This is a genomic window from Campylobacter sp. 110, from assembly GCF_002383965.1.
GTDB lineage: Bacteria > Campylobacterota > Campylobacteria > Campylobacterales > Campylobacteraceae > Campylobacter_D > Campylobacter_D coli.
In genome coordinates this window covers 46,803-72,009 of the sequence record NZ_NXBD01000015.1, presented here as the reverse complement: position 1 = coordinate 72,009, position 25,207 = coordinate 46,803, and the positions used below count along the sequence as shown (strand labels likewise).

The 25,207-nt window shown below is 31.1% G+C and carries 23 protein-coding genes and 4 pseudogenes; 11 read left to right on the top strand and 16 right to left on the bottom strand.

The genetic code is table 11. From position 1 onward, the window contains the following. Positions 1-33 precede the first annotated feature (33 nt). The 3 genes and pseudogenes from pgsA to BGS43_RS00935 all read left to right on the top strand — a co-directional run bounded on the left by pgsA (position 34) and on the right by BGS43_RS00935 (position 2,527). Positions 34-570 (top strand): CDP-diacylglycerol--glycerol-3-phosphate 3-phosphatidyltransferase, encoded by a 537-nt coding sequence (gene pgsA / locus BGS43_RS00945; protein WP_002777068.1) that lies wholly within the window; start codon positions 34-36, stop codon positions 568-570. Continuing rightward, complete coding sequence (gene rseP / locus BGS43_RS00940; RefSeq protein ID WP_025399037.1) at positions 567-1,673, top strand: RIP metalloprotease RseP; 1,107 nt, start codon at positions 567-569, stop codon at positions 1,671-1,673. Before pgsA ends, rseP begins: the two co-directional genes overlap by 4 nt. Further along, positions 1,666-2,527: pseudogene (locus BGS43_RS00935) on the top strand (VirK family antimicrobial peptide resistance protein). The gene rseP and the pseudogene BGS43_RS00935 overlap by 8 nt, the downstream one beginning before the upstream one ends. Here BGS43_RS00935 and BGS43_RS00930 read toward each other — a convergent pair. Both BGS43_RS00930 and BGS43_RS10180 read right to left on the bottom strand, forming a co-directional pair. Then, positions 2,520-3,524 carry a sugar phosphate isomerase/epimerase family protein gene (locus BGS43_RS00930; protein ID WP_219350234.1) on the bottom strand — a complete coding sequence of 335 codons (1,005 nt, stop codon included), beginning with the start codon at positions 3,522-3,524 and terminating at the stop codon, positions 2,520-2,522. The pseudogene BGS43_RS00935 and the gene BGS43_RS00930 overlap by 8 nt on opposite strands. Further along, positions 3,521-4,794: pseudogene (locus BGS43_RS10180) on the bottom strand (MFS transporter). The gene BGS43_RS00930 and the pseudogene BGS43_RS10180 overlap by 4 nt, the downstream one beginning before the upstream one ends. Positions 4,795-5,074: 280 nt before the next feature. Between BGS43_RS10180 and rpsF the strand changes: the two are divergent. From rpsF to rpsR, 3 genes are read left to right on the top strand one after another with little or no spacing between them, the layout of a single operon-like run. Further along, complete coding sequence (rpsF, locus tag BGS43_RS00920; protein WP_002777082.1) at positions 5,075-5,452, top strand: 30S ribosomal protein S6; 378 nt, start codon at positions 5,075-5,077, stop codon at positions 5,450-5,452. Between the two features lie 8 nt (positions 5,453-5,460). Then, positions 5,461-6,009, top strand: a complete 549-nt coding sequence (locus BGS43_RS00915) for a single-stranded DNA-binding protein (protein WP_002777084.1) — start codon at positions 5,461-5,463, stop codon at positions 6,007-6,009. A 10-nt stretch (positions 6,010-6,019) separates the two neighbouring features. Further along, on the top strand, positions 6,020-6,280 hold the full coding sequence (gene rpsR / locus BGS43_RS00910) for a 30S ribosomal protein S18 (protein ID WP_002777087.1): 261 nt from the start codon (positions 6,020-6,022) through the stop codon (positions 6,278-6,280). 56 nt (positions 6,281-6,336) lie between these two features. Here rpsR and lon read toward each other — a convergent pair whose 3' ends face one another. Then, positions 6,337-8,712 (bottom strand): endopeptidase La, encoded by a 2,376-nt coding sequence (gene lon / locus BGS43_RS00905; RefSeq protein WP_002803792.1) that lies wholly within the window; start codon positions 8,710-8,712, stop codon positions 6,337-6,339. A 15-nt stretch (positions 8,713-8,727) separates the two neighbouring features. Then, positions 8,728-9,375: an outer membrane protein assembly factor BamD gene (locus BGS43_RS00900; RefSeq protein WP_096568461.1), complete on the bottom strand. Its 648-nt coding sequence runs from the start codon at positions 9,373-9,375 to the stop codon at positions 8,728-8,730. Positions 9,376-9,538: 163 nt separating this feature from the next. On the opposite strand from BGS43_RS00900, the gene fliW reads away from it, so the two are divergent. The 5 genes and pseudogenes from fliW to BGS43_RS00875 all read left to right on the top strand — a co-directional run bounded on the left by fliW (position 9,539) and on the right by BGS43_RS00875 (position 12,078). Next, positions 9,539-9,928: a flagellar assembly protein FliW gene (gene fliW, locus BGS43_RS00895; protein WP_002777093.1), complete on the top strand. Its 390-nt coding sequence runs from the start codon at positions 9,539-9,541 to the stop codon at positions 9,926-9,928. Continuing rightward, positions 9,928-10,665: a pyrroline-5-carboxylate reductase gene (locus BGS43_RS00890; RefSeq protein ID WP_002824859.1), complete on the top strand. Its 738-nt coding sequence runs from the start codon at positions 9,928-9,930 to the stop codon at positions 10,663-10,665. The genes fliW and BGS43_RS00890 overlap by 1 nt, the downstream gene beginning before the upstream one ends. After that, positions 10,662-10,967, top strand: a complete 306-nt coding sequence (locus tag BGS43_RS00885; protein WP_052784994.1) for a hypothetical protein — start codon at positions 10,662-10,664, stop codon at positions 10,965-10,967. The genes BGS43_RS00890 and BGS43_RS00885 overlap by 4 nt, the downstream gene beginning before the upstream one ends. Continuing rightward, positions 10,960-11,629, top strand: a pseudogene (locus BGS43_RS00880) (hypothetical protein). The gene BGS43_RS00885 and the pseudogene BGS43_RS00880 overlap by 8 nt, the downstream one beginning before the upstream one ends. Beyond that, a complete protein-coding gene (locus BGS43_RS00875) occupies positions 11,626-12,078 on the top strand; it encodes a hypothetical protein (RefSeq protein ID WP_002777117.1) in 453 nt (150 codons plus the stop codon). The pseudogene BGS43_RS00880 and the gene BGS43_RS00875 overlap by 4 nt, the downstream one beginning before the upstream one ends. Here BGS43_RS00875 and BGS43_RS00870 read toward each other — a convergent pair. The 12 genes and pseudogenes from BGS43_RS00870 to leuS all read right to left on the bottom strand — a co-directional run bounded on the left by BGS43_RS00870 (position 12,071) and on the right by leuS (position 25,201). Next, on the bottom strand, positions 12,071-12,700 hold the full coding sequence (locus BGS43_RS00870; protein WP_025399044.1) for a uroporphyrinogen-III synthase: 630 nt from the start codon (positions 12,698-12,700) through the stop codon (positions 12,071-12,073). The genes BGS43_RS00875 and BGS43_RS00870 overlap by 8 nt on opposite strands. Next, on the bottom strand, positions 12,678-13,310 hold the full coding sequence (thiE, locus tag BGS43_RS00865) for a thiamine phosphate synthase (RefSeq protein ID WP_002824853.1): 633 nt from the start codon (positions 13,308-13,310) through the stop codon (positions 12,678-12,680). The genes BGS43_RS00870 and thiE overlap by 23 nt, the downstream gene beginning before the upstream one ends. Beyond that, a complete protein-coding gene (thiD, locus tag BGS43_RS00860) occupies positions 13,300-14,112 on the bottom strand; it encodes a bifunctional hydroxymethylpyrimidine kinase/phosphomethylpyrimidine kinase (protein ID WP_002824851.1) in 813 nt (270 codons plus the stop codon). Before thiD ends, thiE begins: the two co-directional genes overlap by 11 nt. Beyond that, on the bottom strand, positions 14,112-14,795 hold the full coding sequence (locus BGS43_RS00855; protein WP_002824849.1) for a 3-methyladenine DNA glycosylase: 684 nt from the start codon (positions 14,793-14,795) through the stop codon (positions 14,112-14,114). The genes thiD and BGS43_RS00855 overlap by 1 nt, the downstream gene beginning before the upstream one ends. Then, the gene (locus BGS43_RS00850; protein WP_072215388.1) at positions 14,792-15,553 is read right to left on the bottom strand and encodes an ATP-binding protein; all 762 of its coding nucleotides are present in this window, start codon (positions 15,551-15,553) and stop codon (positions 14,792-14,794) included. The genes BGS43_RS00855 and BGS43_RS00850 overlap by 4 nt, the downstream gene beginning before the upstream one ends. Continuing rightward, positions 15,553-18,492 (bottom strand): DEAD/DEAH box helicase, encoded by a 2,940-nt coding sequence (locus BGS43_RS00845; protein WP_057040483.1) that lies wholly within the window; start codon positions 18,490-18,492, stop codon positions 15,553-15,555. Before BGS43_RS00845 ends, BGS43_RS00850 begins: the two co-directional genes overlap by 1 nt. After that, a complete protein-coding gene (locus BGS43_RS00840; RefSeq protein WP_002824845.1) occupies positions 18,492-18,887 on the bottom strand; it encodes a bactofilin family protein in 396 nt (131 codons plus the stop codon). Before BGS43_RS00840 ends, BGS43_RS00845 begins: the two co-directional genes overlap by 1 nt. Beyond that, a pseudogene (locus tag BGS43_RS00835) lies at positions 18,824-19,727 on the bottom strand (peptidoglycan DD-metalloendopeptidase family protein). The gene BGS43_RS00840 and the pseudogene BGS43_RS00835 overlap by 64 nt, the downstream one beginning before the upstream one ends. Beyond that, positions 19,714-20,901, bottom strand: coding sequence for a Mur ligase family protein (locus BGS43_RS00830; protein ID WP_044600976.1), 1,188 nt, complete (start codon positions 20,899-20,901; stop codon positions 19,714-19,716). The pseudogene BGS43_RS00835 and the gene BGS43_RS00830 overlap by 14 nt, the downstream one beginning before the upstream one ends. Beyond that, complete coding sequence (locus BGS43_RS00825; RefSeq protein WP_025399049.1) at positions 20,873-22,276, bottom strand: hypothetical protein; 1,404 nt, start codon at positions 22,274-22,276, stop codon at positions 20,873-20,875. The genes BGS43_RS00830 and BGS43_RS00825 overlap by 29 nt, the downstream gene beginning before the upstream one ends. After that, a complete protein-coding gene (lptE, locus tag BGS43_RS00820) occupies positions 22,260-22,772 on the bottom strand; it encodes an LPS assembly lipoprotein LptE (protein WP_002777144.1) in 513 nt (170 codons plus the stop codon). Before lptE ends, BGS43_RS00825 begins: the two co-directional genes overlap by 17 nt. Further along, the gene (gene leuS, locus BGS43_RS00815; protein ID WP_096568458.1) at positions 22,769-25,201 is read right to left on the bottom strand and encodes a leucine--tRNA ligase; all 2,433 of its coding nucleotides are present in this window, start codon (positions 25,199-25,201) and stop codon (positions 22,769-22,771) included. Before leuS ends, lptE begins: the two co-directional genes overlap by 4 nt. Between the last annotated feature and the right edge of the window lie 6 nt (positions 25,202-25,207).

Sequence of the window (25,207 nt, the reverse complement as noted above, 5' to 3'; positions counted from 1 at the left end):
ATAGTTTTATCTTAATCTAAAATAAGGTTTTTTATGAACATACCCAATACTTTAGCTGTGCTAAGGATGATTTTAGCACCCTTGCTCTTTTTTTTATTGAGTTATAAATTTGATAATATACATCAAAGCTGGATTAATTATTTTGCTGCTTTAACTTTTGCTTTGGCAGCCTTGAGTGATTTTTTTGACGGCTTTATAGCTAGAACCTTACAACAAACCACAAAGCTTGGTGGAATTTTAGATCCTCTAGCAGATAAAATGTTAACCCTAGCAGCTTTTTTAGGCCTTCTTCTATCAGGAAAGGCTAATGAATGGATTGTTTATCTTATCTTAGTGCGCGAATTTTTTATCACGGGTTTTCGCGTGGTTATGGTAAGTGAAAATTTAAATGTCAATGCTTCTTTTACTGGAAAATTAAAAACAACTTTTCAAATGATAGCCATAGGGTTTTTAACTATGGAATGGATAGGTGGAGATATTTTACTTTATATTGCTTTATTTCTCACACTTTATTCAGGATTTGAGTATATTTTTAGTTATGTTAAGCAAAGCAAAGGAAAATTACAATGAAGTCTTTACTTTTTTTAGCTTTGATTTTAGTTCTTGGGTTTAAATTTTACTCTATAGAATTTTTAGCAACTATCTTAGTTATTTCTTTTTTGATTTTCTTTCACGAACTAGGTCATTTTTTAGCAGCAAAATCCTTAGGTGTTAAAGTAGAAATTTTTAGCATAGGTTTTGGACAAAGCTTATTTGAGCGTGAATTTAAAGGTACCAAATACCGCTTGAGTGCCTTACCATTAGGTGGCTATGTTAAACTTAAAGGGCAAGATGATATGCAGCCTAGCTTAGAAAATCAAGATCAGGATAGCTATAGTATTTTAAGCCCTATAAAAAAAATTTATATTCTTTTTGCAGGACCTTTTTTTAATCTTTTCCTAGCCTTTTTACTTTACATAGCCATAGGAAATTTAGGCATACAAAAACTAAGTCCACAAATAGGAAATATCGCACCTAATTCAGCCGCAGCTTTAGCAGGACTTGAAAATAATGACACTATACTTGCTATAAATGGCATAAAAATTCAAAGTTTTGATGAAATTTCTAATCATCTAAGTCTTGAACCCTTAAAAATTCTTATCGACAGAAAAGGAGAAAATTTAGAATTTCTTATCACTCCAAAACTAGGACAAGCTTATAATGATTTTGGACAAGTTGTTTCAAAAGCCCAGCTTGGAGTAAGCCCTAGTGGAAGCACCACTATAATCTATCATCAAGGCATGCAAAGTATAAATTATGCTTTAGATGAGAGCATTAAAGCTTCTGCTCTTATAGTAAAAGGTATCATTAAACTCATAAGTGGTGAAGTAGAGGCTAAAAATTTAGGGGGCATCATCACTATGACTGAACTTACCTCAAAAGCAGCTGAGAAAAGCTTGGTTGTATTGCTATTTATCACTGCTTTAATTTCTATAAATTTAGGCATTTTAAATCTTTTACCTATCCCTATGTTAGATGGAGGACATATACTTTTTAATCTTTATGAAATGATTTTTAGACGCAAAGTTCCACAGCGTACTTTTGAATATTTAAGCTATACAGGCATGGCAATACTTTTAAGTTTAATGCTCTTTGCAACTTATAATGATATATCAAGGATTATAGGTGAATAAAAAATTTTCCTACCCTATTCCAAATTTTACTGATAGAAGAAAAAGTATAATCTTTTGGCGCTATTTGCGTTTTCAAGTAAGAAAAATTTTATATTTTCCTCAAGTAAGACTTCTAGAAAAAACGCTTAATAAAGAAAAAAATAAACATTTAAAAGACTTTTTCTCTCAAAGACCCTATGCTTGTTACAATGCTACAAGAAGATTTTGCGATAAAAGTTTTAAAGCAAATGAACGTGTTAAAACACTTATTTATGATGTTGATAAGGGACTCGCTTGTTTTAAATTTCTTCCCGAGGAACAAATAATTTTTTCTTTTGATGAAGATTTTGAGCTTTTTTTAGGATATAACCAATAATGTTTACGAAGAAGGTTTTTGGGCTTTTTCTTTAAAATTTAAAAAATACACTATCTCGCAATGTAATTTTTGCTTTACTTTAGAAAACAATCTTCTACTTTCTTGTATACAAGGACATAAATACAAAGATTTTAATATTTTAGAAATTAATAAAATTTTAACTAAAAAATGTCATGGTTTGTGCCCTGTTGCTTTACTTATAGAATGCTCTAAGATGCTTTGTGAAATTTTAAAACTTCAAGCTACTTTAGGTGTACATGAAAAAAATCAAATCCGTTCTCAAAAAGGAAAAGAAAAAGGCTATTTTGTAGATTATCAAAAAATTTGGCTAGAAAATGGGGGAAAGCTTATTAAGATCAATAATCATTTATATTATGAACTTTCTCACAAGCGAAAAAATCTTGAAGAAATTCCAAGCAGCAAGCGTTCAATGTATAAAAAACGCTTTGCCATGCTTGAAGAAATCAAACAAGCTTTAGATCAAAGCTTGTTTATATGATACTCTTTAGATATTTCACACTTCTTTCACAACCCTCTTTTTGCAAAATTAAAAGTCTTTCTAGATGTTCTTTAGAAACCTCTTGAGGATAATAATACTGCATTGCTTTTAAGTCATTAAACAAGGGCTTTTCAATTTTAAAAGCTCCTTTGCCCAGCTCTTTAACCCCACCTGTACCCTCTTCTCTCTTAAAAGTAGCACAATAAGGATAGCATTGTTCTATATTGATACGATCCAGTCCGGCTTGTTTTAAAATTTCCACACAGGTCTTAATATCCAAATTTCCCTCACCCAAAGGTACACCACATACATACTTAGTATCATCCTCTATAAATACGATATGATCTTTACAATGTGTACTAAAAGTATGCTTAGCCATATTCTCACAAGCTTTAATAGGCTCTTCATAAGCCATCATTGAATTCCCAAAATCATATAAAAATCCTATTCTAGGATAATGAATCAAATTTAATAATTCAAGTAAATCATCAGAAGTTTGATATTCATGATTTTCAATGGCAAGTTTTAAATCATACTCTTCTAAAAGCGGAATTAAAGCCTTGATCTCATCTGCCGTGCTTAAAAATTCACTCTTGTCAAATTTGGCCGTGATTTTAGAATCATCATAAGCTCCATCGCTAGCATTTTTAACCTTTTTATTTTTGTCTGTCAAGGGCACATAAGAACGGATGATTTTAGCCCCTAAAAGCTGAGAAACTTTCGCAATTTTTTCAAATTTGTCCTTATCAAAACCCTTAGAATCAATCTCGCAATACATACCATACGTGTCTAATTTTTCTTTAATTTTTTTAAGATGACCCTCATTGTTGCTTCCTAAGCAGCCCCACTCCTCGTCCAAGCCAAAATCTTTGATAATATTTATAATAATGCCATCACAACCTAGCTCTTGAGCAAAATCGATATAAGAAAATATATCCATTCTGCCATTTTGAAACCAAAGGTGCATACTTTCTGTTTCTAAACCAATTTTCATCATCTTGCTCCTTGTAATCTTTTTTTCTTAGCTATCATCTTGAGTAAAATAGTTGTTATAATCACTCCACAAATCGCAAAAAATCCCATTAAGGCAAAAACGATTTGATATCCCAACAAACCTTTAAACTGACCTATAATAAAACCATAAAGCGCGAAACAAAAAAGTTGTGGAGAGTAACCAAATATACAAGCTATACTCATCGCAGCACCACTGATCTCTCTTGGCATTTCAATCTCATCCACAGGAGCGAAAAATGTAGCACGCATAGTAAAAACAATAGCTGCAAACCCTAAAGTTAAACTCATTCCAAAATAAATATTTAACTTTTCATGCGGCATAAAAATAAAAATTAAAATTGCAACCGCAGCCAAAATAAGAGCGAAGCGCAAGTATCTTGTAGAAGAACGGAAAGTCTTATCTGCCAAATAACCTCCAATTGGCCCTCCAACCAATTTTAAAGTATATTGATTGATAATACCATAAGCACCCACCAAAGCTACTGGCATACCATAAATATCTTTTAAAAAAGGTATAAAATATGTAAGTCCACAATACACTGAATAAATAGTAAAAATTGTCAAAGAAACTACCCAAATTTCAGGTGTTTTAACAGCCTTTATAACCCCAATTCCAAGCAGCTTTATTTTTACTGATTTCATGCCCCTCGTCATCTTTAGTGCTGATCTTATCATCTTCAAGTAGAAAATATGCTAATATACCCGCAATAATTACACAAGCACTATAAAAAAGTATAGCAGCCTTAAATCCGCCCGCTCCCGATCCTAAAAGTAAAAAAATTCCCAAAGCACTAAAAGCGACTATAGTGTCTATAACCCCACGACCTGCTTCTAAGAATCCAAAAAGTCTTCCTTGTTGAGTAGAGTCTCCAAGTAAACGAATAGCCTTTAAAAGCACAGGCCAATACACCACTTCACCAAATAAAGAAAGCAAACCCCAAGCAATCAAAATTCCATAAAATGAAGGAAAAGTAGAAATATAAATTCCCACTAAGCCAACACAAATCAATGAAAAAGGAATAAGAATTTTTTTGGAAAATCTATCTGCTATATAAATAGAAGCGAAATTTCCTACAGTCTGAACTATCCCATATACCGAAAGTGCAAGCCCGATTTGAGTATTGCTAAGATTCATAAATTCTTGCATAGGTACATAAAAAGCATCTTTTAAAGAAGAAAGTTTAAAAACCGTTCCTCCACCAATCACTAAAACAATATAAAGTAAACCATCGTATAGGTTTTGCATTTTGCATAAAATATCCTCCCGTATTTTAATTATCTAAACTCAGGTACCATCAAAATAAATAATAACATAAAATCAAAATAAGCAAGTATATAAATATTAAATTTTTTTTAATATGTTGTAATTAAGTAACAAATGATAATCAACATAAAGCCAAATTAAACATTCTCTATTGACGCCCGAAAAGTAAAGATTAAGTATATTTTGATATAATTAAGCCTTGCATTGTAAAAACTTTGCAAAATCCTTGCCTGTGAAAAACATAGGCTTAACATCCAAAAGGAGAATATATGAAACATTATGAGGTTTTATTTATTTTAAAACCAACGCTTACCGAAGAGGAAGTGAATGCAAAGTTGGAATTCGTAAAAGAAGTCCTTGTAAAAAATGGTGCAGAAATTGAAACCGTTGTTCCAATGGGCACTAGAAAATTAGCGTATAAAATCAAAAAATACGAAAGAGGAACTTATTTTGTAATTTATTTCAAAGCTCCTACAAATTTAATTGCAGAGCTTGAAAGAATTTTAAGAATTACAGAGGAAGTGATAAGATTTTTGATTGTAAAATATGAAAATAAAAAAGAAATTGCAGCTTGGGAAAAACTAAGCCATGGCATCAAACAGTCTAAAAAAGAGATCAAACCTTTAGACGCGCCTGAAATTCAATAAGGAAAAAAATGTTTAATAAAGTTGTTTTGGTAGGTAATCTAACACGCGATATAGAAATGCGTTATGGTCAAAATGGAAACGCTATCGGAGCTTCGGCTATCGCAGTAACAAGAAGGTTTACCACAAATGGAGAAAGACGAGAAGAAACTTGCTTTATCGATATTAGCTTTTATGGTCGTACTGCTGAAGTAGCAAACCAATATCTCTCTAAGGGTTCTAAAGTCCTTATAGAAGGTCGTTTAAGATTTGAACAATGGAATGATCAAAATGGACAAATGCGCTCTAAGCACAGCGTTCAAGTTGAAAATATGGAAATGCTAGGAAACAATCCTCAACAAGGTGGAAATTTTAACAATGGTGGAAATAATTATGGAGCTAATAATAATTATTCAAATTATGAAAACCAAAGTTATGATCCTTATATGAGTGAAAATAATTTCAAAAAAGCTCCACAGCAAGCACAAACAAAAACACAAAATCCTAACCAAAACCAAGAAAAAATTAAAGAAATTGATGTTGATGCTTATGATAGCGATGACACCGATTTACCATTTTAAAGGATAAACTATGGCAGAAAAAAGAAAATACTCTCGCAAATATTGCAAATACACAGAAGCAAAAGTTGAATTTATTGATTATAAAGATACAGCTATGTTAAAACATGCTTTATCAGAAAGATTTAAAATCATGCCTCGCCGCTTAACAGGAACAAGCAAAAAATACCAAGAAATGGTAGAAGTTGCTATCAAACGCGCTAGACATGTAGCTCTTATTCCTTATATAGTAGATAGAAAAGAAGTAGTAAATAATCCTTTCGAAGGACTATAAGTTTATTAAAAAAGGCAAAATATTGATTTTGCCTTTTTTCTTACTTGCTTTAGGTTTTAAACTAAAGCGTATTTTAAAACCTCATCAAAATCTTTAACTCCAATTATTTTCATATTATCTTTAACCTCATCAGGAATATCTTTTAAATCTCTTTCGTAATTTTTCTTTGGAATCAAAGCTATTTTAATATCAGCCTTATATGCTGCGATAAGCTTTTCTTTGAGCCCTCCTATAGGCAATACATTACCCGCCAAATCTATTTCTCCTGTCATTGCTACATCAGAACGAACTTTTTTATCACTAAAAACTGAAGCAATAGCTGTACTCATCGTAATTCCAGCACTTGGCCCATCTTTTGGAGTTGCACCATCGGGTACATGGATGTGCAAATTATAACTATCATAAACATTAGTTTTAGGATCAAGAATCATCTTTTTAGGAATTTTAATCTTCCCTTCATCGATTAAGACCTTAATCACACTAAAAGCAATTTTAGCAGATTCTTTCATCACATCACCCAAACTTCCAGTAAGAGTTAACTCTCCCTTGCCTTTGATCTTAATCGCTTCAACCTTTAAAACATCTCCACCCACACTGGTCCATGCTAAGCCATTGACTTGTCCTATGCGGTTTTCTCCATCATGCTTTTCTATCTCAAAAACTTTTTTATCTAAAAATTCATTTAAATTTTTAACATTGATACTTACTTTTTTGATATTTTCTAAAAGTAATTTTTTAGCACTTTTACGGCACAGTTCAGCTATCTTTCTGCGTAGATTTCTTACCCCTGATTCTCTAGTGTATTCGCTTATGATAAGCTCTATAGTCTCATCATTAATATCTAATTCACTAGATTTTAATCCATGTTTTTTAAGCTCATCAGGAATTAAATATTTTTTAGTAATGTGAAATTTTTCATTTGGAGTGTAAGAGCTTAACTCTATAAATTCCATCCTATCTCTTAAAGGAGCAGGTATATTGCTTATATCATTAGCTGTTGCTATAAAAATCACCTTGCTTAAATCAAGATTAAAATTTAAATAATAATCCCTAAATTTAGAATTTTGTTCAGGATCTAAAATTTCTAAAAGAACTGCACTAGGATCACCTCTAAAGCTTCTGTTTAACTTATCAATTTCATCAAGCACAACTACAGGATTGATTTGCTTTGCTTCAATTAAACCCTGAGTAATGCGCCCTGGCATCGCACCTATATAGGTGCGGCGGTGTCCGCGCAATTCATTCACATCTTCTAAGCCCCCTAAAGCTATACGAATAAGTTCTCTTTTTAAGGCCTTAGCGACAGAATTAGCCAGTGAAGTTTTTCCAACTCCTGGAGGTCCATAAAGACAAAGTATAACCTTAGCCCCATCTTTATCTGCTACACCGCGTTTTTCTAAAAGCTCACGAACAGCAAAATACTCTTCAATGCGCTCTTTTGGTTTATTAAGAGCATAATGATCATGATTTAACTGCTTAGCCACTTCTTTGATATCAAGTTTTTTCTTTGCTATTTTCTCAAAAGGCACATCCAAAGCGGTTTCAATATAAGTTTGTATCATAGAAGCTTCAGAATTATCCTGATGTATACGTTCAAATTTTTCAATTTGCTTTTTAATTTCCTTATAAGCATCCTCGTGCATAAATTTCTTTTTGCTTTCTAATTTTTTATAATAATCTCTAACTTCGTCTTCTTTTTGATTGTCACTACCTAATTCTTTTTGAATTTGTCTAAGTTGCTCTTTTAAAAAATATTCTTTATTGACTTTATCAATACGAGAATGAACTTTGTTTTTAATTTCCTTTTGAATTTTATTGGCTTCTATCTCTTGGGCTATCAAGTCTATTAATTTTAAAAGCTTTTCTTCTAGATCGGTTAAGATAAAAAATTGATAAGCTTCTTGCTTTTTTATACGAACAGTATTTAAAATCAAATCACAAATTCTAGAAGCATCTAAACCCTCATCTATAGTTCGGAGCAAATCAGGTGAAAAATAATGGCTAATATTTGCCAAAGCTCTAACTTTTTCTTTTAAAACATCTAGTAAAGCTTCTTTTTTTGCACCCTCTAAAAACTCTTCTTTAATTAGCTCTATTTTAGCCTCTAAGGGCTTGCTCGAAAGTGGTTTTATAATCCTAGCCTTAGCATAACCTTGAAAAAGTATTTTTACTCTACCATCAGGCAAGGGAACTTTTCTCATAATCGTTCCAACTACCCCACAATCATAAATTTCATCAAAAGATCTTCCATTTTCGAGCTTTGAAGGGGCTACAAAAAGCATTGAATCGTTTTTAATTGCCAAATCCAAAGCTTTCATATTTGCAGAATCGCTAATAAAAATTGGGGTAATCATAAATGGATATAAAAATAATTCATCTTCTACTAAAATAGGTAAATCACTTGGATAATTTTGTATTTCTTCAATTTGCATCAGTTTCCCTTAAATCTAAAATTTTTCAAATATACTTCTATACCAAGGAAGTTCTGGCTTGATAATGCTTTGTTGATAAAACTCACTTTCTTGCAATCTTTCTTGGTAAATTTCAGCACTTTGAGTATGACCTGTACGCTCATATAAATCCTGTATTGTATCATTTAAATAAAATACAGCTAAATTCAATTTAGTTAACATAGTCTGTACTAAAGGTTCGTATTCTGTATAAGGATAATCATTTAAAAAACTATCTATTTCTTTTTGGCTTTCAAGCATTAAAGCTTGGTTACGATTTGGCACGGCAAAGGCATCAAATTTAGCTTTGATTTTAAGATAGCGAATATAATCTGCATTGCGTGAATTTCCAAATTTTTTATTATACTCATCTAAATAAAACTCCGCTAATTGATATTCTTCTTCATCCATATGTGCTTGTGCTAAGATAATTTGTGTTGTTTCTAAAAGCGGATCTGCTATATGCTCACTTGCCATACCATTATAATGATCATCAGCTTTTTCCAAATCTTTATCTTGCAAATCTTTAATGATTTGTTTATACCATTCGTTTGCACTTAAATTATACAACCCTTCATCACTTTTTGTACTACAAGCACTAAATAAAATTCCCCATAAAATAAACAGAAAAAAAAATTTTTTCATTAGTTTTTACCTTTTTCATTTTTTAGTTAAATACACTATTTTAAATGCTTTATGATTATTTGTAGTTAAAATTATAGTGAAAATAAATAAATAAATTTAAATTTTGGAACTAATATTGCTTATTTTGTGATAAAATATTTTATTATAAACTCGAGGAGAAAAAATGACACTAGCTGTTAAATGCCCTATCTTAGGTTTTGAAGAAACCAAAAATATGGAATTTTCAACCATTGATGAAGTGTTTGTAAGACTTAAAAGTCTTGATGGAAAAGATTTTTCTTTTGTTCTTATTAATCCTTATCTTATAAGACCAGATTATGAATTTGAGATACCTACATACTACCAAGAATTGCTTTCTTTGACACCAGAGTCAAATATGAAAATTTTCAATATAGTAGCAATTGCTAAAAGTATAGAAGAATCTACTGTAAATTTCCTAGCTCCTGTGGTTATTAATCTTGATAATAATTCCATGGTGCAAGTAATCTTAGATACTGTAGCTTATCCTAACTTTTTTCAAGCGGATCAAATTGCAAATTATATTAAGAAGTAATGAAAGCTGATTTATATATACTTGCTAATGGTGCGATGGCGCAAGCTTTGGCTTATGGATTAAAAGATTCTTATAATATCTATATAGTCGGTAGAAATTTAGAAAAACTTCAAATTTTAGAAAAAGAAGGTTTTAAAACTTTACTCTATAAAGATTTTAATATAGAAAATAAAAATATTATCTTAGCTTTTAAACCTTATGCCTTAGAAAGTGTCGCAGCAAATTTAAAAGGCAAGGCAAAAATTTTAATTTCAGTTTTAGCCAATACGGATTTTGATAAATTAAGACTTATCCAAGCCCAAAATTATGCAAGGATAATGCCAAATACAGCAGCTAAATATAAAGCTTCCACAACTCCTTATGTTTTAAAAAATTCAAATTTTAAAGATGAAATCATAGAAATTTTAAATACTTTTGGCAAAGCTTATGCGTTAAACGAAGAAAAACAAATGAATGCTGCCATGGCTATAAGCGGTTGCGCTCCTGCTTTTTTAGCATTAGTAGCTGAAAGCATTGCCAATGCTGGCGTGTATGAAGGATTATCAAAAGAGCTGAGTTTAAATCTCACTCGTTCGCTTTTTAAAAGTGCTGCAACCTTGCTAGAAAACGAGCACCCAGCCATCATTAAGGAAAATATTTGCTCGCCTGCAGGTGTTACTATAAAAGGGATTAAAGTATTAGAGCAAAAAGGTATCCGTGGGACTTTCTTTGAGGCTCTTAATGCTAGTGCAACATGAAAGTTGCATTCTCGCTTTTAGAATTAATTCTTTGTATAATTATCCTAGGATTAATTTTTACAAGTATTTCTAAATTATTTTATCAGCTAAATGACAATCATGATTATTTAAATTATTTTGAAAGATTATACACACTGCAAGATAAACTTTATACCGATCCTCATCAAAGAGATATAAAACTTCATATACAGAATTTAAAAACTTTTGATCTTAAAGAAAACTCTGCAAATGATAATATCTTTCAATTTAAAAAATTACATATTCAAAATCAAGATTACTCCCTATATTTTTACGATGAATAAAGCTTTTAGTCTTTTTGAAACTATTCTTGTATTAATTCTAATCGGATTTTTAGCACTTTTTCTATCAAGGACATTGTGGGAATTTTATTATTTAAACAATCAACAATTAAAAATGAAAGATTTGATACTAAAAACTCATTTAAGTGTGTTAAGATTAGAAAAATTGCTTCAAACTTGTACTAATATTACTTTTGAGCCAAATCATATAAGCTGTTTGCTTAAAGATGATTTATTATATCTTGATGATAATAAAGAAAAATTACTCAATTCTAGCCTTATTTTAGAAAACAATACAAGTTTATATTCTCCCAATAGTAATTTTAAACTTCAACTTCAAAATCGAAAAGAACTATACAACGATAAACAAAACATCGTCTATGCTCTAGTAGGTAAAGAAATTAAAAAAAATATTCATTCATTCAGAAAACAATATCACTACTTCTTTTAAGGGTAAATTTATCCCTATCCAAGCTAGAATAAAATTATTTCTTAAAGAAGATAAAATTCATTATGAGCTCTATCCTTATTTTGATAATCAGCTTGAGCAATACTCTATATTTATGGATAATGTAAGCTTATTTGAAATACAAAAACAAAAACTTAAAGTATGTTCAAAAGAACAAGAGCAAGAATATTGCCTTACAAAAAGGTTATTTATATGAAACGAGCCTATATTTTACTATCCTTGGTATTTTTAATCAGTGCTTTAGGGATATGGCTTAGTTTAAATATCACCACTTCAAGCTATATACCAAGATTTGTAAAAGATGCTTATTATTATTTACAAGCCCAAATTTTAGCCGATGAGAAACTCGTTAAATATTTACTTTATCAAGCTAAATTAGACGGAAAGGAATGTTTAGATTCTATCACGCTTCACTATCCTAATTTAAACGATAAAATCAAAATACAATACCACTATCCCATAGCTCAATGTAAAAATTTCAAATTTCAAGCGATCAACAAAGATGCAAATTTAAGCCAAGATGGTATCATAATCGCGCATATGAGCATAGCGTTAAATACACAAAAAAATGTCAATGATGAAATTTTAATAAATAAAACCTTTATCTTGCATACAAAAGAATCATTTTGGAATCAAACTAAATAAGACTTTTAGCCAATTTCACACACTCTTTTAAATCCTGTTTAGAACTTATAAAAAGATGATCTAGATGAGTAAGTTTTTTTGCTGTGCTCTGCCCTATTGCTATGACCTTATCTTCCTTTTTTAAATCATATTGTTTAAAAAAATTTTCCACACTCAAAGGAGAAGTAAAAATAAAAATAGCAGGATGAAGGATTGTTTGTTTGCCCTCTTTAAAAACATTCTTATAAACAATGATTTCTTGTAAATCTACCCCATAAGTTCTAAGATCTAAATTTAAAGTAGAAACTATATTTTCAGCCCTTAAATAAAGACATTTTTGGTTTTTTAATTCCTCTTTAAAATGATTAAAAAGCTCACTTCCATAAGATTTTGGCGCAAATTGAACCTTTTTAAAACCCATATCCTTAGCAAATTGAGCAGTGTTTTGCCCTACTGCATATACATTAATATCTAAATTTAAACTATTTTTTGTTTTTTTTAAAGCCTTTAGGGCATTTTTTGAAGTACAAAGTAAAGCATCAAATTCATCTAAATTGACACTAAAATCATAAAAAACTATCTCATTTAAAACAAGATTTTCCACACCCTCAAAAACAGTCTCATTTAAAAGATAAATTTTCATTCATTTCTTGCCTAAGTTCTTTAGCTGCCAAATAAGCATTTTGCGCATCCATTATGGCTCTAACTACTGCAATGCCACTTATTTTAATGCCCTTTAGCTCTTTAATCAGCTCTTTATCAATCCCGCCTATTGCTACCACGCCTACGGGACTTTTCTCGCAAATTTGACTCAAGGTTTCAAAACTTATAACAGAACTTTCTTTAGTTGGAGTAGCCTTAATCGCACCACAACCTAAATAATCAGCCCCGTCAATATTTTTTAATTGTTCTAAGTTCTTAAGACTTAAGCCTATGATTTTTTCTTTGCCTAAAATTTTTCTTGCAAAGCGCACTTCTAAATCCTCTTGTCCCAAATGCACCCCATCAGCATCTAAAGTTAAGGCGATATCGATTCTATCATTGATTAAAAAGGGTATTTCATACTCCTTGCAAAGCTTTTGTACTTTCAAGCCAAGCTTGTAAATTTCTCTTGAGTTTAATTCTTTTTCGCGAAGTTGGATTATACTTACTCCGCCTTTTATCGCTTCTTCAAGCGTGTTTAAAAAAAGCTCATCACTTTTTTTTCCACGACTTGCTACAAGATAAAGACTAAGATCTAAATCATTTTTCATTTAAAAACCTGAAAAAATGGTTAGTTGGCCCACAACCCTTGCCTAAATTTAAAGAATAATAAATCGCATTTCTTACATATTCTTTTGCCTCGCTTACAGCATCAAATAAATCTTTCCCTAAGGCTAAATTACTAGCAATTGCCGAAGAGAGTGTACAACCTGTGCCATGAGTATTTTTTGTTTCTATGCGTTCACCTTTTAAAATAAAAATTTCATTACCATCAAAAAGTATATCATTGGCATTTTCTTCACTATGCCCCCCTTTAAGTAAAACAGCTTTTGCTCCTTGCGTACATAGATATTTAGCTGCTTTTATCATATCTTCTTCATTTTTTATTTTAAAATCACAAAGAAATTCTGCTTCTGGGATATTAGGCGTAAGAATATCTGCAAATTTCACTATAGTCTTTTTAAAAAAATCGCAATTTTCTTGTGGCATTAAAGCAAAACCATTTTTTGCAAACATCACAGGATCAATGACTACATTTTGAGGTTTGAATTTTTCTAAATTTCTAGCCACACACTCCATCAACTCACAAGTTCCTATCATTCCTATTTTAGTCGCCTTTGGCACTATATCTTCAAACACAGCAAGCATTTGCTCATCCACACTTTGAACGGGTATATCATGAACTGAAATCACTCTTGCAGTATTTTCAGCTACTACACTTAAAACAACACTCATACCAAAAAGATTGTAAGCGCTAAAAGTTTTAAGATCAGCTTGTATACCAGCCCCGCCACTACAATCACTTCCTGCTATACTCAATACAGGAATTAAATCACTTCCCTTTGCTTTCATTACTCTTCCTTTAAATTTTGAATCAAATTTTCACCCTCTAAAGTCAATTTTGCTCCCTTGAAGGCAACTTTTCCAAAAGCAATAATCACAGCATGAAAAATTTGATAAAGTTCGAAAAGCTCGTATTTTTTTTCTAAAATTTGACACAAATTTTCTTGCTCATTTTCTATACCACTTTCAAAAAATTCTCTTAAATCTTCATAATTTTCAAATTCATAACTCAAATGCATAGCCAATCTTTGCGTATAGCTATCTACAACCAAAATTTCTCTTTTGCAAAGATAATTTAAAATACTATCCACACTTTCAAAACCCAAACCTTTGGTATTTAAAAGCCATTCTCGATCTACATTTTTCTTAAAATTTTCTATATCGCTGTAAGTATCTAAAATGTTACTTGCCAATTCTTTTAAACGCTTGGCTTTGGTATTGTAAAATCCACTTGGTTTTATCAGTGTAGCAAGTTCTAAGTTGGATAAATTTAAAAGCTGCTCCAAGCTTGAAATTTGCGCATTTTTTAAGTTATTTAAAGCCTTTAAGACATTATCCCATTTTGTATTTTGGGTTAAAATCACAGAAATTAAAAGCTCAAAATCACTCAAACCTTGATTTTCAAGCCAATCAAATTCTTTAAAATCCAAATTGCAAGCAAGAAGTTTTTTAAAGATATCAGCACCATTCATTCAATACTTTCCTTAAAAGCTAAATAAAATTGCTTTGCAGTTCTTCCACTTCTACTTGCTCTTAAATTTGAAAATTCTTTTGCTTTTTTATGTAAAAGTTCCTTATCGCATTTTATATCTTTAAAATAAAAATCAACAAGTTTTAAATACTCGTTTAAATTCCCTTGATAAAAACTAAGCCAAAGACCAAATCTATCACTTAAACTCAATCTCTCCTCAGCCGCATCACTTGCATGAAGCTCTGCGTGAGCGACTTGAACACCTTGATTATCGCTGATACTTTCACTTAATAAATGACGTCTATTAGAACTAGCATAAATAATAATATTTCGTGGAGGTGCTTCTATGCTACCCTCTAGCAAAGGCTTTAAAAATTTATAACTATCATCGTTTTTTTCAAAGGAAAAATCATCACAAAATAATATAAATTTAAAAGGCTGCTCTCTTAGCTCATCGATAATATCAACTAAAGCAAATAAATCATCTTTAGCTAATTCTACAAGTCTTAAGCCTTTGTCTTTAAATTCATTAAAAATAGCTTTAATTAAGCTTGATTTACCCGTACCCTTAGCACCCCATAAAAGTGCGTGATTTGCTCCTTTATCGTGGATAAAATTTAAAGTATTTTGATAAAGAGCATTTTTTTGCTCTTCCATGCCCAATAAATCATTCAAGCTGATATTATCAAGATCTACAATGGGCTTTAAATAATCCTTTCTAGATCTATAAATTGCCGCATAAGTTTTATCCCAATCAATCATTGTCTGTCTTTCCTTAAATATGTTAAAACTGCTTCTATAATATCATCATCATCTTTGCTTCTTGCTTTAATAAACTCTTTTTCATCATTGATTTTTACAAATTGTATATTTTGCTCAAAATTGCTTATGGTTTTAAATTTCCCCAAAGCTAAAATTTTAATTATAATCAGCATTAAAAACTGCTTTGTATAAAGATCAAGTTTTCCAAAGCGATCCTCTATCTCACCTTCAATCTCATAGACTTCATCTATGTTTTTACACTTACTAAGCCTACGATAAAGCTCTAATCTTAGACGATCTTCATTGATAAGTTCTGAATTTAAAAAAGCATTAATAGTAAGTTTTAAGTCTATTTTTTTCTCTTCAAAACTTTCCTTTTTAGTGAGTGCATTTAACTCATCTTCTAGCATTTTAATATACAAACTAAGTCCGATTTGCTCTATATGACCGCTTTGATCGATGCCTAATAAATTTCCACCTCCGCGAATTTCAAGATCATGATAAGCTAAAACCGAACCTGCTCCCAAATAAGAATTACTCTCTAAAGAGATAAGTCGCTTCAATGCATCTTGAGTAAGCTCTTCTTTGTTTTCAACTAAAAAATAACAATACCCCTGCCTATCACTCCTGCCTACACGGCCACGTAATTGGTGTAAATCAGCCATTCCAAACCTATCGCTTCTTTCAACTATCATAGTATTTGCATTAGGTAGATCAATACCGCTTTCAACAATAGAAGTACTTAAAAGTAAATCGTATTCTTTATTTTCAAATTTAAGCATTTCTTCTTCTTGAATCTTTGCGTCAATTTTAGAATGCAAAATCAAAATCCTTAAATTTTTAAATAAATCAAGTAAATGTTTTTTACATTGTTCTATACTTGCAATATGATTGTGTATATAAAAAATTTGTCCGCCGCGTCTTAATTCTCTTGTTATAGCTTCTTTTAAAAGCGCATCATCGTTTTCTTTCACAAAGGTTCTAACATCAAGTCTATCTTCTGGAGGGGTTTGTAAAACACTATAAGATTTTATGGAGCTTAAGGCTTGATTTAAACTCCTTGGTATAGGAGTAGCTGACATAGATAAAAGATGAGAATTTTGAGTCAATTCTTTTAATTTTTCTTTTTGCTTTACTCCAAATTTATGCTCCTCATCAATGATAACAAGGGCTAAATTTTCACACTCTACATTTAAAAGTGCATGGGTGCCAATCACCACACAGGGTTTGTTTTGCTCTAAATTCAACATTAAGGTTTTTTTCTCTTTGGTGCTTGTAAAACGATCCAGTTTAAAAACTTCAATATCAAAAGACTCAAAACGCTTTTTTAAACTCTTATAATGCTGATGAGATAAAAGCGTAGTGGGCGCAAAGAAAAAAGCGCAAAAACCACTTTTTACCACAGGATAAATAGCATTCATCGCAACTTCGGTTTTACCAAAACCCACATCGCCACTTAAAAGCCTATCCATCACTTTACCATTTTCAAAATCGTTTAAAATTTCTTCACAAGCTTTGTTTTGATCTTGTGTATAAGAAAATCCAGCTTTTGAAACAAAATAAGCTTGATCTGCATAATCTATCTTGATTTCTTTTGGTTTAATCAAGGCTCTTTTAGCCGCCATAATAACAATCTCAGAAGCAATGGCTAAAAGCTTGGTTTTTAATCTTTCTTTGAGCCTGATAAAAGTCATTTTTCCTAAGCGATCTAAAAGTGGTATCCCTCCGCTTGCTCCTAAATACTTGTCTATCATATAAAGATTTTCAACCGGCAAAAGAAGCTTGTCACTATTTTGATATTCAATCGCAACAAATTCTTTCTTAGCTCCACTAATGCTAATCATCTCAAGGCCTAAGAATTTACCTACACCATAATCCTCATGAACGATAAAATCGCCGATTTTTAACTCATCTATAATCAGATTTGCTTTACGCTTGTATTTTTGTTTTTCTTTATGATTTAATGAAATGATAAGCTCTTGATTACTGATTAAATTAAGGATTAAATCGCTTTTTTGAAAAGAAATATTTTGTGTATTTTCAAGCTCTAAAGCTTTAAACAAGGCTTCATTTTTAGCCAAAATTATAATTTTTTTATTTTGATGCAAAGAAAAAAAGTCTTTATTATAAGAACTTTTTAAATCCTTATAAACAGAGGCTTGGGATATAATTTTAGCATTGATTTTACTAAGATCTTTATCCCATTCTTCTTGATTGAATTTTTTAATACTTATAAAATCAAGTTCTAAATAATCACAAAAATCATCAATACACCAAAATCCTAAAGAATTAATATCATTGACCAAAACATCGCTATTGAAATTTTCTAGTTTGTCTTTAAAATCTTCATAATTTTCTTCAGAAAAATATGTCAAAAAAGGACAAATTTCAAGCTCTTCATATTCTTTGGGAAATGATTTTTGATTCATAGGATCAAATTTTCTAATGCTTTCTAACTCATCTCCAAAAAGTAAAACCCTAGTGGGTAATTCTTCATTAATACAAAATATATCGATAATCTCTCCGCGTATACTCACTTCACCCTTATCTTGGACCATATCCACAAATTCATATCCAAGCTTGATGAGTTCATTTTTAAATTCACTTAAATCAAAAGCATTCTTCTTGGAAAGATTATAGCTTTTTAAATGTTTTTGACCAGGTAATTTTTTAAGTATAGTAGATAAAGGGGAGATAAGAATTTTAGTATCTTTTTCCTTATGATAAGCATTTAAAACTTTGCAAAGCTCAAAAAGCTCTTTGGAAAAAGCTCTTAAATCATCCCCGAATTCAGCTCTAAAATCAGGTAAAACGAATGTTTTCAAACCCTTAAAAAGAGCAACTTGAGAAAGCAAAAAAGATTCTTTATCATCTTCGCAAAGTACCAATTGTGCTATATTTGAACCTTGCAAATACTCAAAAAAATTTGCTTGCATTATTCTGAGCTATTCTCTAACAACCTTACAGGCTCTTCCTGCTTTATCTTGCTTGTCCCATTAAAACGACCGCCATTTTCTATAGCCAAGTCTTTAATGCTAATATTTCCACCAACCACGCCGCCTGCTAATATTTCAAGGCTGTCAGCCTCTAAATCACCTTCAAAACAGCCATTAACAACTATCTTATCAGCCTTAAGCTCGCCCTTTAAATTCCCATTTTTTCCTATAACCACTATGCTTTCAGAATGCACTATACCATTAAGCTCTCCATCTACATGGAGCATAGAAGAAAAATAAAACTTACCCTCTATTCTCGCACCTGATGAAATTACTGTTGTTTCGGAACTGGAGCTAAGTGCTGTGCTGTTACCGCTTTTATTAAAGATTGCCATGGAACTCTCCTTTCTTGATTAAAAAATTCATTCATATTTTTTCTTTCTAAATTTAAAAAATATAAAGGCTCTAAGGTTTTATTAATAAACCTCACTTCATAGTGCAAATGCGGACCAGTTGAAAGTCCTGTATTGCCAGTATAACCTATCAATTGGCCCTTATTGACAAACTGACCCGCTTTGACAACGTCTTTTCGTACCATATGAGCAAAAACAGTTTTAAAGCCAAAATTATGCAATAAAATAACATTATAGCCATAACCATTATCGCTATATCCTGAAAACTCGACAACTCCGTTAGCAGGTGCATATATAGGCGTACCTACTGCTGCTCTTAGATCAATGCCTGGATGAAATTCTCTTCTTTTTAAAAGAGGATGCTCTCTCCATCCAAAATTCCCAGTAACTCCTTTATTTTCAATAGGCCATCCATTGGGAATTTGCCCCAATATCCCAATTTGCTGCTCATTTGTAAGCTTTAAGTTATCAAGTCTATCTGTAATAGTAAGATTATTTTCAGCCTCTAGACCTAAAGCTTCTTCAAAAGAAGCGATCTTATCTTCTATGGCTGCATATTGCTTTGCCTTTTCTTCAACATTTTTTTTGCATTTGCGCATTAGCAAGCTCTAACTCCTTGCTCTTTACTAAAAGCTCTTCTCTTTTAGTACTGATATCGCTGAGTTTACTGTCAAGATATTTAATATAAAAACCGCTAAAAATTAAAAATAAAAATATAAAAGCTACTACATAAAGAACGATTTTTTTAATAATCTGATTTAAATAAAAATGCCTTGAACCATTGATATCTGTAATGGTGATGGTAAATTTATTTTTTATCACTCCACTCCTTTAAAAAACTTTCGACTAAGGCGAAAGAACCAAAAACTAAAGTTTTTTTCCTTTCATCTAAAGAAACAAATTCTTCACACCTAAGATTTAAATCATTGGCAACTTGATAAATTTCATCATTAGCCAATCTTCTTTCTAAACTTACATATTTATATATTTTTATTGTATCAATAATAGGCTTTAATGTTTTTAAAATCTCAAAAATATCTTTATCAAGATAAGAATTGTAGACTAAAACAAGTTTTTCACCTATAAATTTTTTACACAAGGCGTTAGCAGCCATAACATTATGGCCCACATCCACATATAAATTAGACGCAACTTGCTCGCAGCGTCCTTTTAATTTTAATTTTCCTAATTTTAGCAAAGCTTGACTAAGTTTTTCTTTAGAAAGTAATATTTCTAATGCATTTAAGGCTAAAATTAAATTGTGTCTTAAAAATTCAGGTAGGTTGTATTTTTGAACATAATCATCAAGCTGCTCTAAAATTTCACCCTTAGGCTGCCATGAAAAATACAATTTTGTGTTTTTTAGAGATGCTATTTTTTGAGCCATTTGCAAAACTCTTTCGTCTTGCTCGTTTGAAATCAAAGCTTGTTTTGCCATAACTTTGAATTTTGTTCTAGCAATCTTTTCTAAAGTATCTCCCAAAATTTGAGTATGATCAAACCCTACCTTTGTAAAAATACTCAGTTTTTTATCAAAAACAGAAGTTGCGTCATATTCACCCCCTACCCCTGCTTCAAAAATCATATAATCACAATCTTTAAAGAGCTCCACCGCTAAAAAAGTGGCGTATTCAAAATAGCTAAGTTTTTTTAAATCCTCTTTAAAAATATCTAGCAAATTTTTATGTGCAAGCTCTAAATCATTTTCACTAACACTATCTCCATTTTTATAAAAGCGTTCACGAAATTCAAAAATATGCGGACTTGTATAATGCCCCACTTTAAAACCTAAACCTTCTAAAAGTTGAGTTAAAAATCTACCCGTACTTCCCTTTCCATTTGTCCCTATGATATGGATAATAGGTTTAACTTGGAAATTTGTTTTATATTTTTCATACATTCTAAACATAACAAAACGATCAATCTTGTCATAATTTGTACTCTTTTGTGCTAAAAATTCATCAACTTTACTGATCTTTTGCATCGTTTCTTTCATCTAAATTTGAAATTTCATTTATTAATTTTTCTAAAATATTGACATGAGGCATGCTTTGTTTATCCAAATAAGCTGTGATAATCTTTGGAGTAATAATATCTTTTTTGTAAATAAAACGAAAATTTTCAATAGTCTTTAAATTTTCTCGAACAAGTTGTGCGACTTTTTCTTTATTTCTTCCAGGCGATATAACAAGATAACTCTTTTCATCTAACATCCAAAGTTCATCAAATTCAGTACAACTTTCTTTTAAAATCTTTTTAAAACGCACAAAAATCTCGTTTAAACTACCCACTCCATATTTTTCCATAATAAAACGATAATTTTTTATAGAAAACAATGCTAAAGAATAATTAACCTTATACTTGTTGTAATTCTCATCCAATCTCTCAAGCTCTTTTAAAACACTCCAAGATTCGCGCTCTTCTAAATTTTGCGTAAATTCAATTTGTGCATTTAAAGAATTAATCTTCTCGCTAAGCTGCATAAATTTTTGCTTTAAAAGTTCAAAACTAAGTTTTACCTCTCCTTTGTTATCGGGTTTTAAGGTGTTTATAAAATCTATATTTTGTTCATTGGACTTATTTAGCAATATAAAAAGCTCATAGATCTTTTTTAAATTATCATTAAAAAAATTTAAATTTTTTTGCACGTACATATTATCAACCATCACGCGACGATTGACAAATTCCAAAAGTTCATTTTTAAAACTGCTTTCACTTAAAAGAAAGGGCCTTTGAAGTAAATTTTGTGCAAAGCCGTGAATTTTAAGATCCTCAACTAAAGATGGATTTAAACAAGAGGTTAAAAGCTCAGCAAAAACCTCTAAACTTCTTTCTTCTAACTTATTTAAAAGTTTTCTAACCACCGTATCAAAATCATCATATTTTGCGATACCATATCTTCTTAGTTCGCCTTCTAAATCACTTTCATTATAGCTTTTTTCAAATTCTTTCCATTTTTTAGAAAGCAAATAAATACTTTCGCTGTCCATAGTTTTTGAAATTCTAATAGAAGTAATTTTAGCCAAGTCTCTAATTTTTTTATCCCTACTTACTTGTAAACTCTTGGATAAAGTAGCTAAAAAATCAAAAAATTCACTGAATTGTTTTCCATTTTGCCTATTTAAGGCGGAGATTAAAAAGCTTATTAATTCTTCTAAAGTACGGATGGATTTAGAATTTAACTCTTGTTGATAGTTTGGTAAAAGCAAAGCTTTATATTTTTCAAGCTTGGCTTTATTTGAGCTTATTAAACCATATTTTTTAGAAAGCTCTTCAAAAATTTCTGTATAATTTTCAGGGGTAGGACGAAGCTTTCTATCTTTGAGCGTAATTAAAGTTTCTTTTGCTATTTCATTAATATTGGGCAGCACGCTTTTGTCCCTTGATAGCTATTACTGAAATAAATTCATCAAAAGCTTCGCTAGAAGCTGAGCGTATAGCTTCGTAGCGCGCTGTATCACTGATAATACTGTTAGGTGATATATCAAAATTATAGCTTCCACTTGTATTAAAATGTTCGACGCTACCATCCTTAAATACCACTTTAAATTCTAGATTAAGTTTGGCTTTGTAGCTTACAACATAACCATTTTGATCATAGATTAAAGGGATAAATTCAAGATTATTCATCCTAACATTGATCACATCATCTGCCTCATGTTTTAAAGCCAATCTTCGTCCCAATTTTGAAATAACCATCTCTTTAAGCGTATCGGCTACGAAAATACTGTTTCTAGGATCTTGAAGGCTTAATTCCACATTCACATATACTTTATCATCAAAAATATTATCCGCTACTTTTGAAGTTGGAACATAACCACACGCCCCTAAAAACAAAGCTACGATAAAAAATAAAATTCCTTTCATTTTATCACCAAATTTACCAGTTTTCCCTCTACATAAATCTCTTTAACTATGTTTTTACCCTCTAGCCATTTTGAAACTTTTTGCTTTGCTAGCTCTAAAATTTCATCTTGACTTGCCGAGCTTGAAACTTCAATTTCTCCACGCTTTTTGCCATTTACGCTGATGCCTAAATTTAAACTATCTTTTACAAAAACTTCTTCTTTTAAATTTAAAACCTTAAAATTCTCACATTTAAAAAGCTTATCACTTAATTCAAAGCACACATGAGGAATAATAGGTTCTAAAATATTTAAGATAATATAAAAAGCTTCCTGTTCTAAAGCTTCATTTTTACAAGGAGCTAAAGCATTAAGCGCTTCCATACAAGCAGCGATTAGGGTATTAAAAGCAAAGCTTTGAGTATAAACTTCAAAAGATTTTTTCAAAGCTTCATACACTTTCAATCTAGCGTATTTTTCTTCCTTATTTAAATCATCATGCTTAAATTCTAAAAGCTCCCCAGCTCTTACATTTTGAGCCCTATCATAAAGCCTACAAATAAACCTATAAGCCCCCTCAACCGCATCATCATTCCATTCAAGTTCTTTAGCAGGAGGTGCAGCAAAAAGGATAAAAAGTCTTGCAGTATCGGCTCCGTATTTATTGATAATATCATCAGGATCGACTACATTTCCTTTGGATTTAGACATTTTGGCACCATCTTTTAAAACCATACCTTGAGTTAAAAGTCTAGCAAAAGGCTCATTATCCTCTAAATAGCCTAAATCTTTTAAAACTTTTTGAAAAAATCTTGCATAAAGCAAATGTAAAATGGCATGCTCTATGCCACCTATATATTGATCAACATTCATCCAATATTTCACACTCTCTTTATCCAAAGCCTTTTCTTGCCATGTTTTCTCATCGCTTGCAAAGCGTGCAAAATACCATGAACTTTCAAAAAAAGTATCTAAAGTATCGCTTTCTTTTTGAGCCTCTTGTCCGCATTTTGGACAAGTGCAATTTTTCCAAGTGGGATGCTTTTCAAGCGGATTACCCTCTCCTGTGATTTGAATATCTTCAGGTAAGGTAATAGGTAAATTTTCAATTTTTTGAGGCACGATCCCACAAGCTTTACATTTTACCATAGGTATAGGAGCACCCCAATATCTTTGGCGAGAAACTCCCCAATCGCGAATTTTAAAATTAATAACCCTTTTTCCTAGTTTTTCATCTTCAAATTTTGAAATAATTCTCGCTCTTACTTCATTGCAATCAAACCCATTAAATTCACCACTTTGGATAAGCTTTCCTGTTTTTTGAACATGAGGAAGCTGTGCATCTTCACACTCAATCACTTGCTTGATTTCAAGTTTGTATTTATTAGCAAATTCAAAATCTCTCTCATCGTGAGCTGGAACAGCCATTACAGCCCCACTACCATAATCAGCTAAAACAAAATTTGCCACCCAAACAGGGAGTTTTTCTTGAGTCAAAGGATGGATAGCGTAAATTCCTAAAAAACACCCTTCTTTATCAGCTATTTGTCTTTCCCTAGCGCTTTGTTTTTGCATATTTTTAATTTGTTCTACTTTTTCATCATCTAAACAATTTGCTTGTATTAAATTTTGCACAATTTTATGTTCAGGTGCTAAAGCTACATAAGAAATACCATAAATAGTATCTGCGCGAGTAGTAAAAACTTCAAAAGATTGTGTCTTTGTTTTTTCCAAGCTTTCTTTGTCTAAATTTAAAGAAAATTCCAAACCTTCACTTTTACCTATCCAATTTTCTTGCATGGTTAAAACCTGAGAAGGCCACTTATCTTTTAAATTTTCAAGTTCGCTTAAAAGTTCCTCTGCATAGGCTGTAATTTTTACATAATACCCTGGCATCTTTTTTTGAACCACTTCATGTCCACAACGCCAACACTTTCCATCTTCTACTTGCTCATTTGCCAAAACGGTTTGATCTTGCTCGCACCAATTTACATTCGCTTCTTTGGTATAAATCAAACCTTTTTCATACATTTTGATAAAAAATTCTTGTTCAAATTTTGTATAAAGCGGATCAGAGGTTGCAAGCATTCTTTTTTTTGAAAAAGAAAACCCTAAAGAAAAAAGTTCATTTTTCATATAGGCTATATTCTCATAAGTCCAAGATTTTGGATGAATTTTGTGCTTAATAGCTGCATTTTCAGCGGGCATACCAAAACTATCAAAACCGATAGGATGTAAAACATTATAACCTATCTTGCGATAATATCTAGCAATAGCGTCACCTATACTATAATTTCTCACATGTCCCATATGTATACGACCACTTGGATAAGGAAACATAGATAAAATATATTTTTTAGGTAGGGTTAAATCATCTTTGGGTTCAAAATACTCATTTTTGTCCCAAATTTCTTGCCATCTTTTTTCTATTAAATTTGCATCATAAGCCATAATATT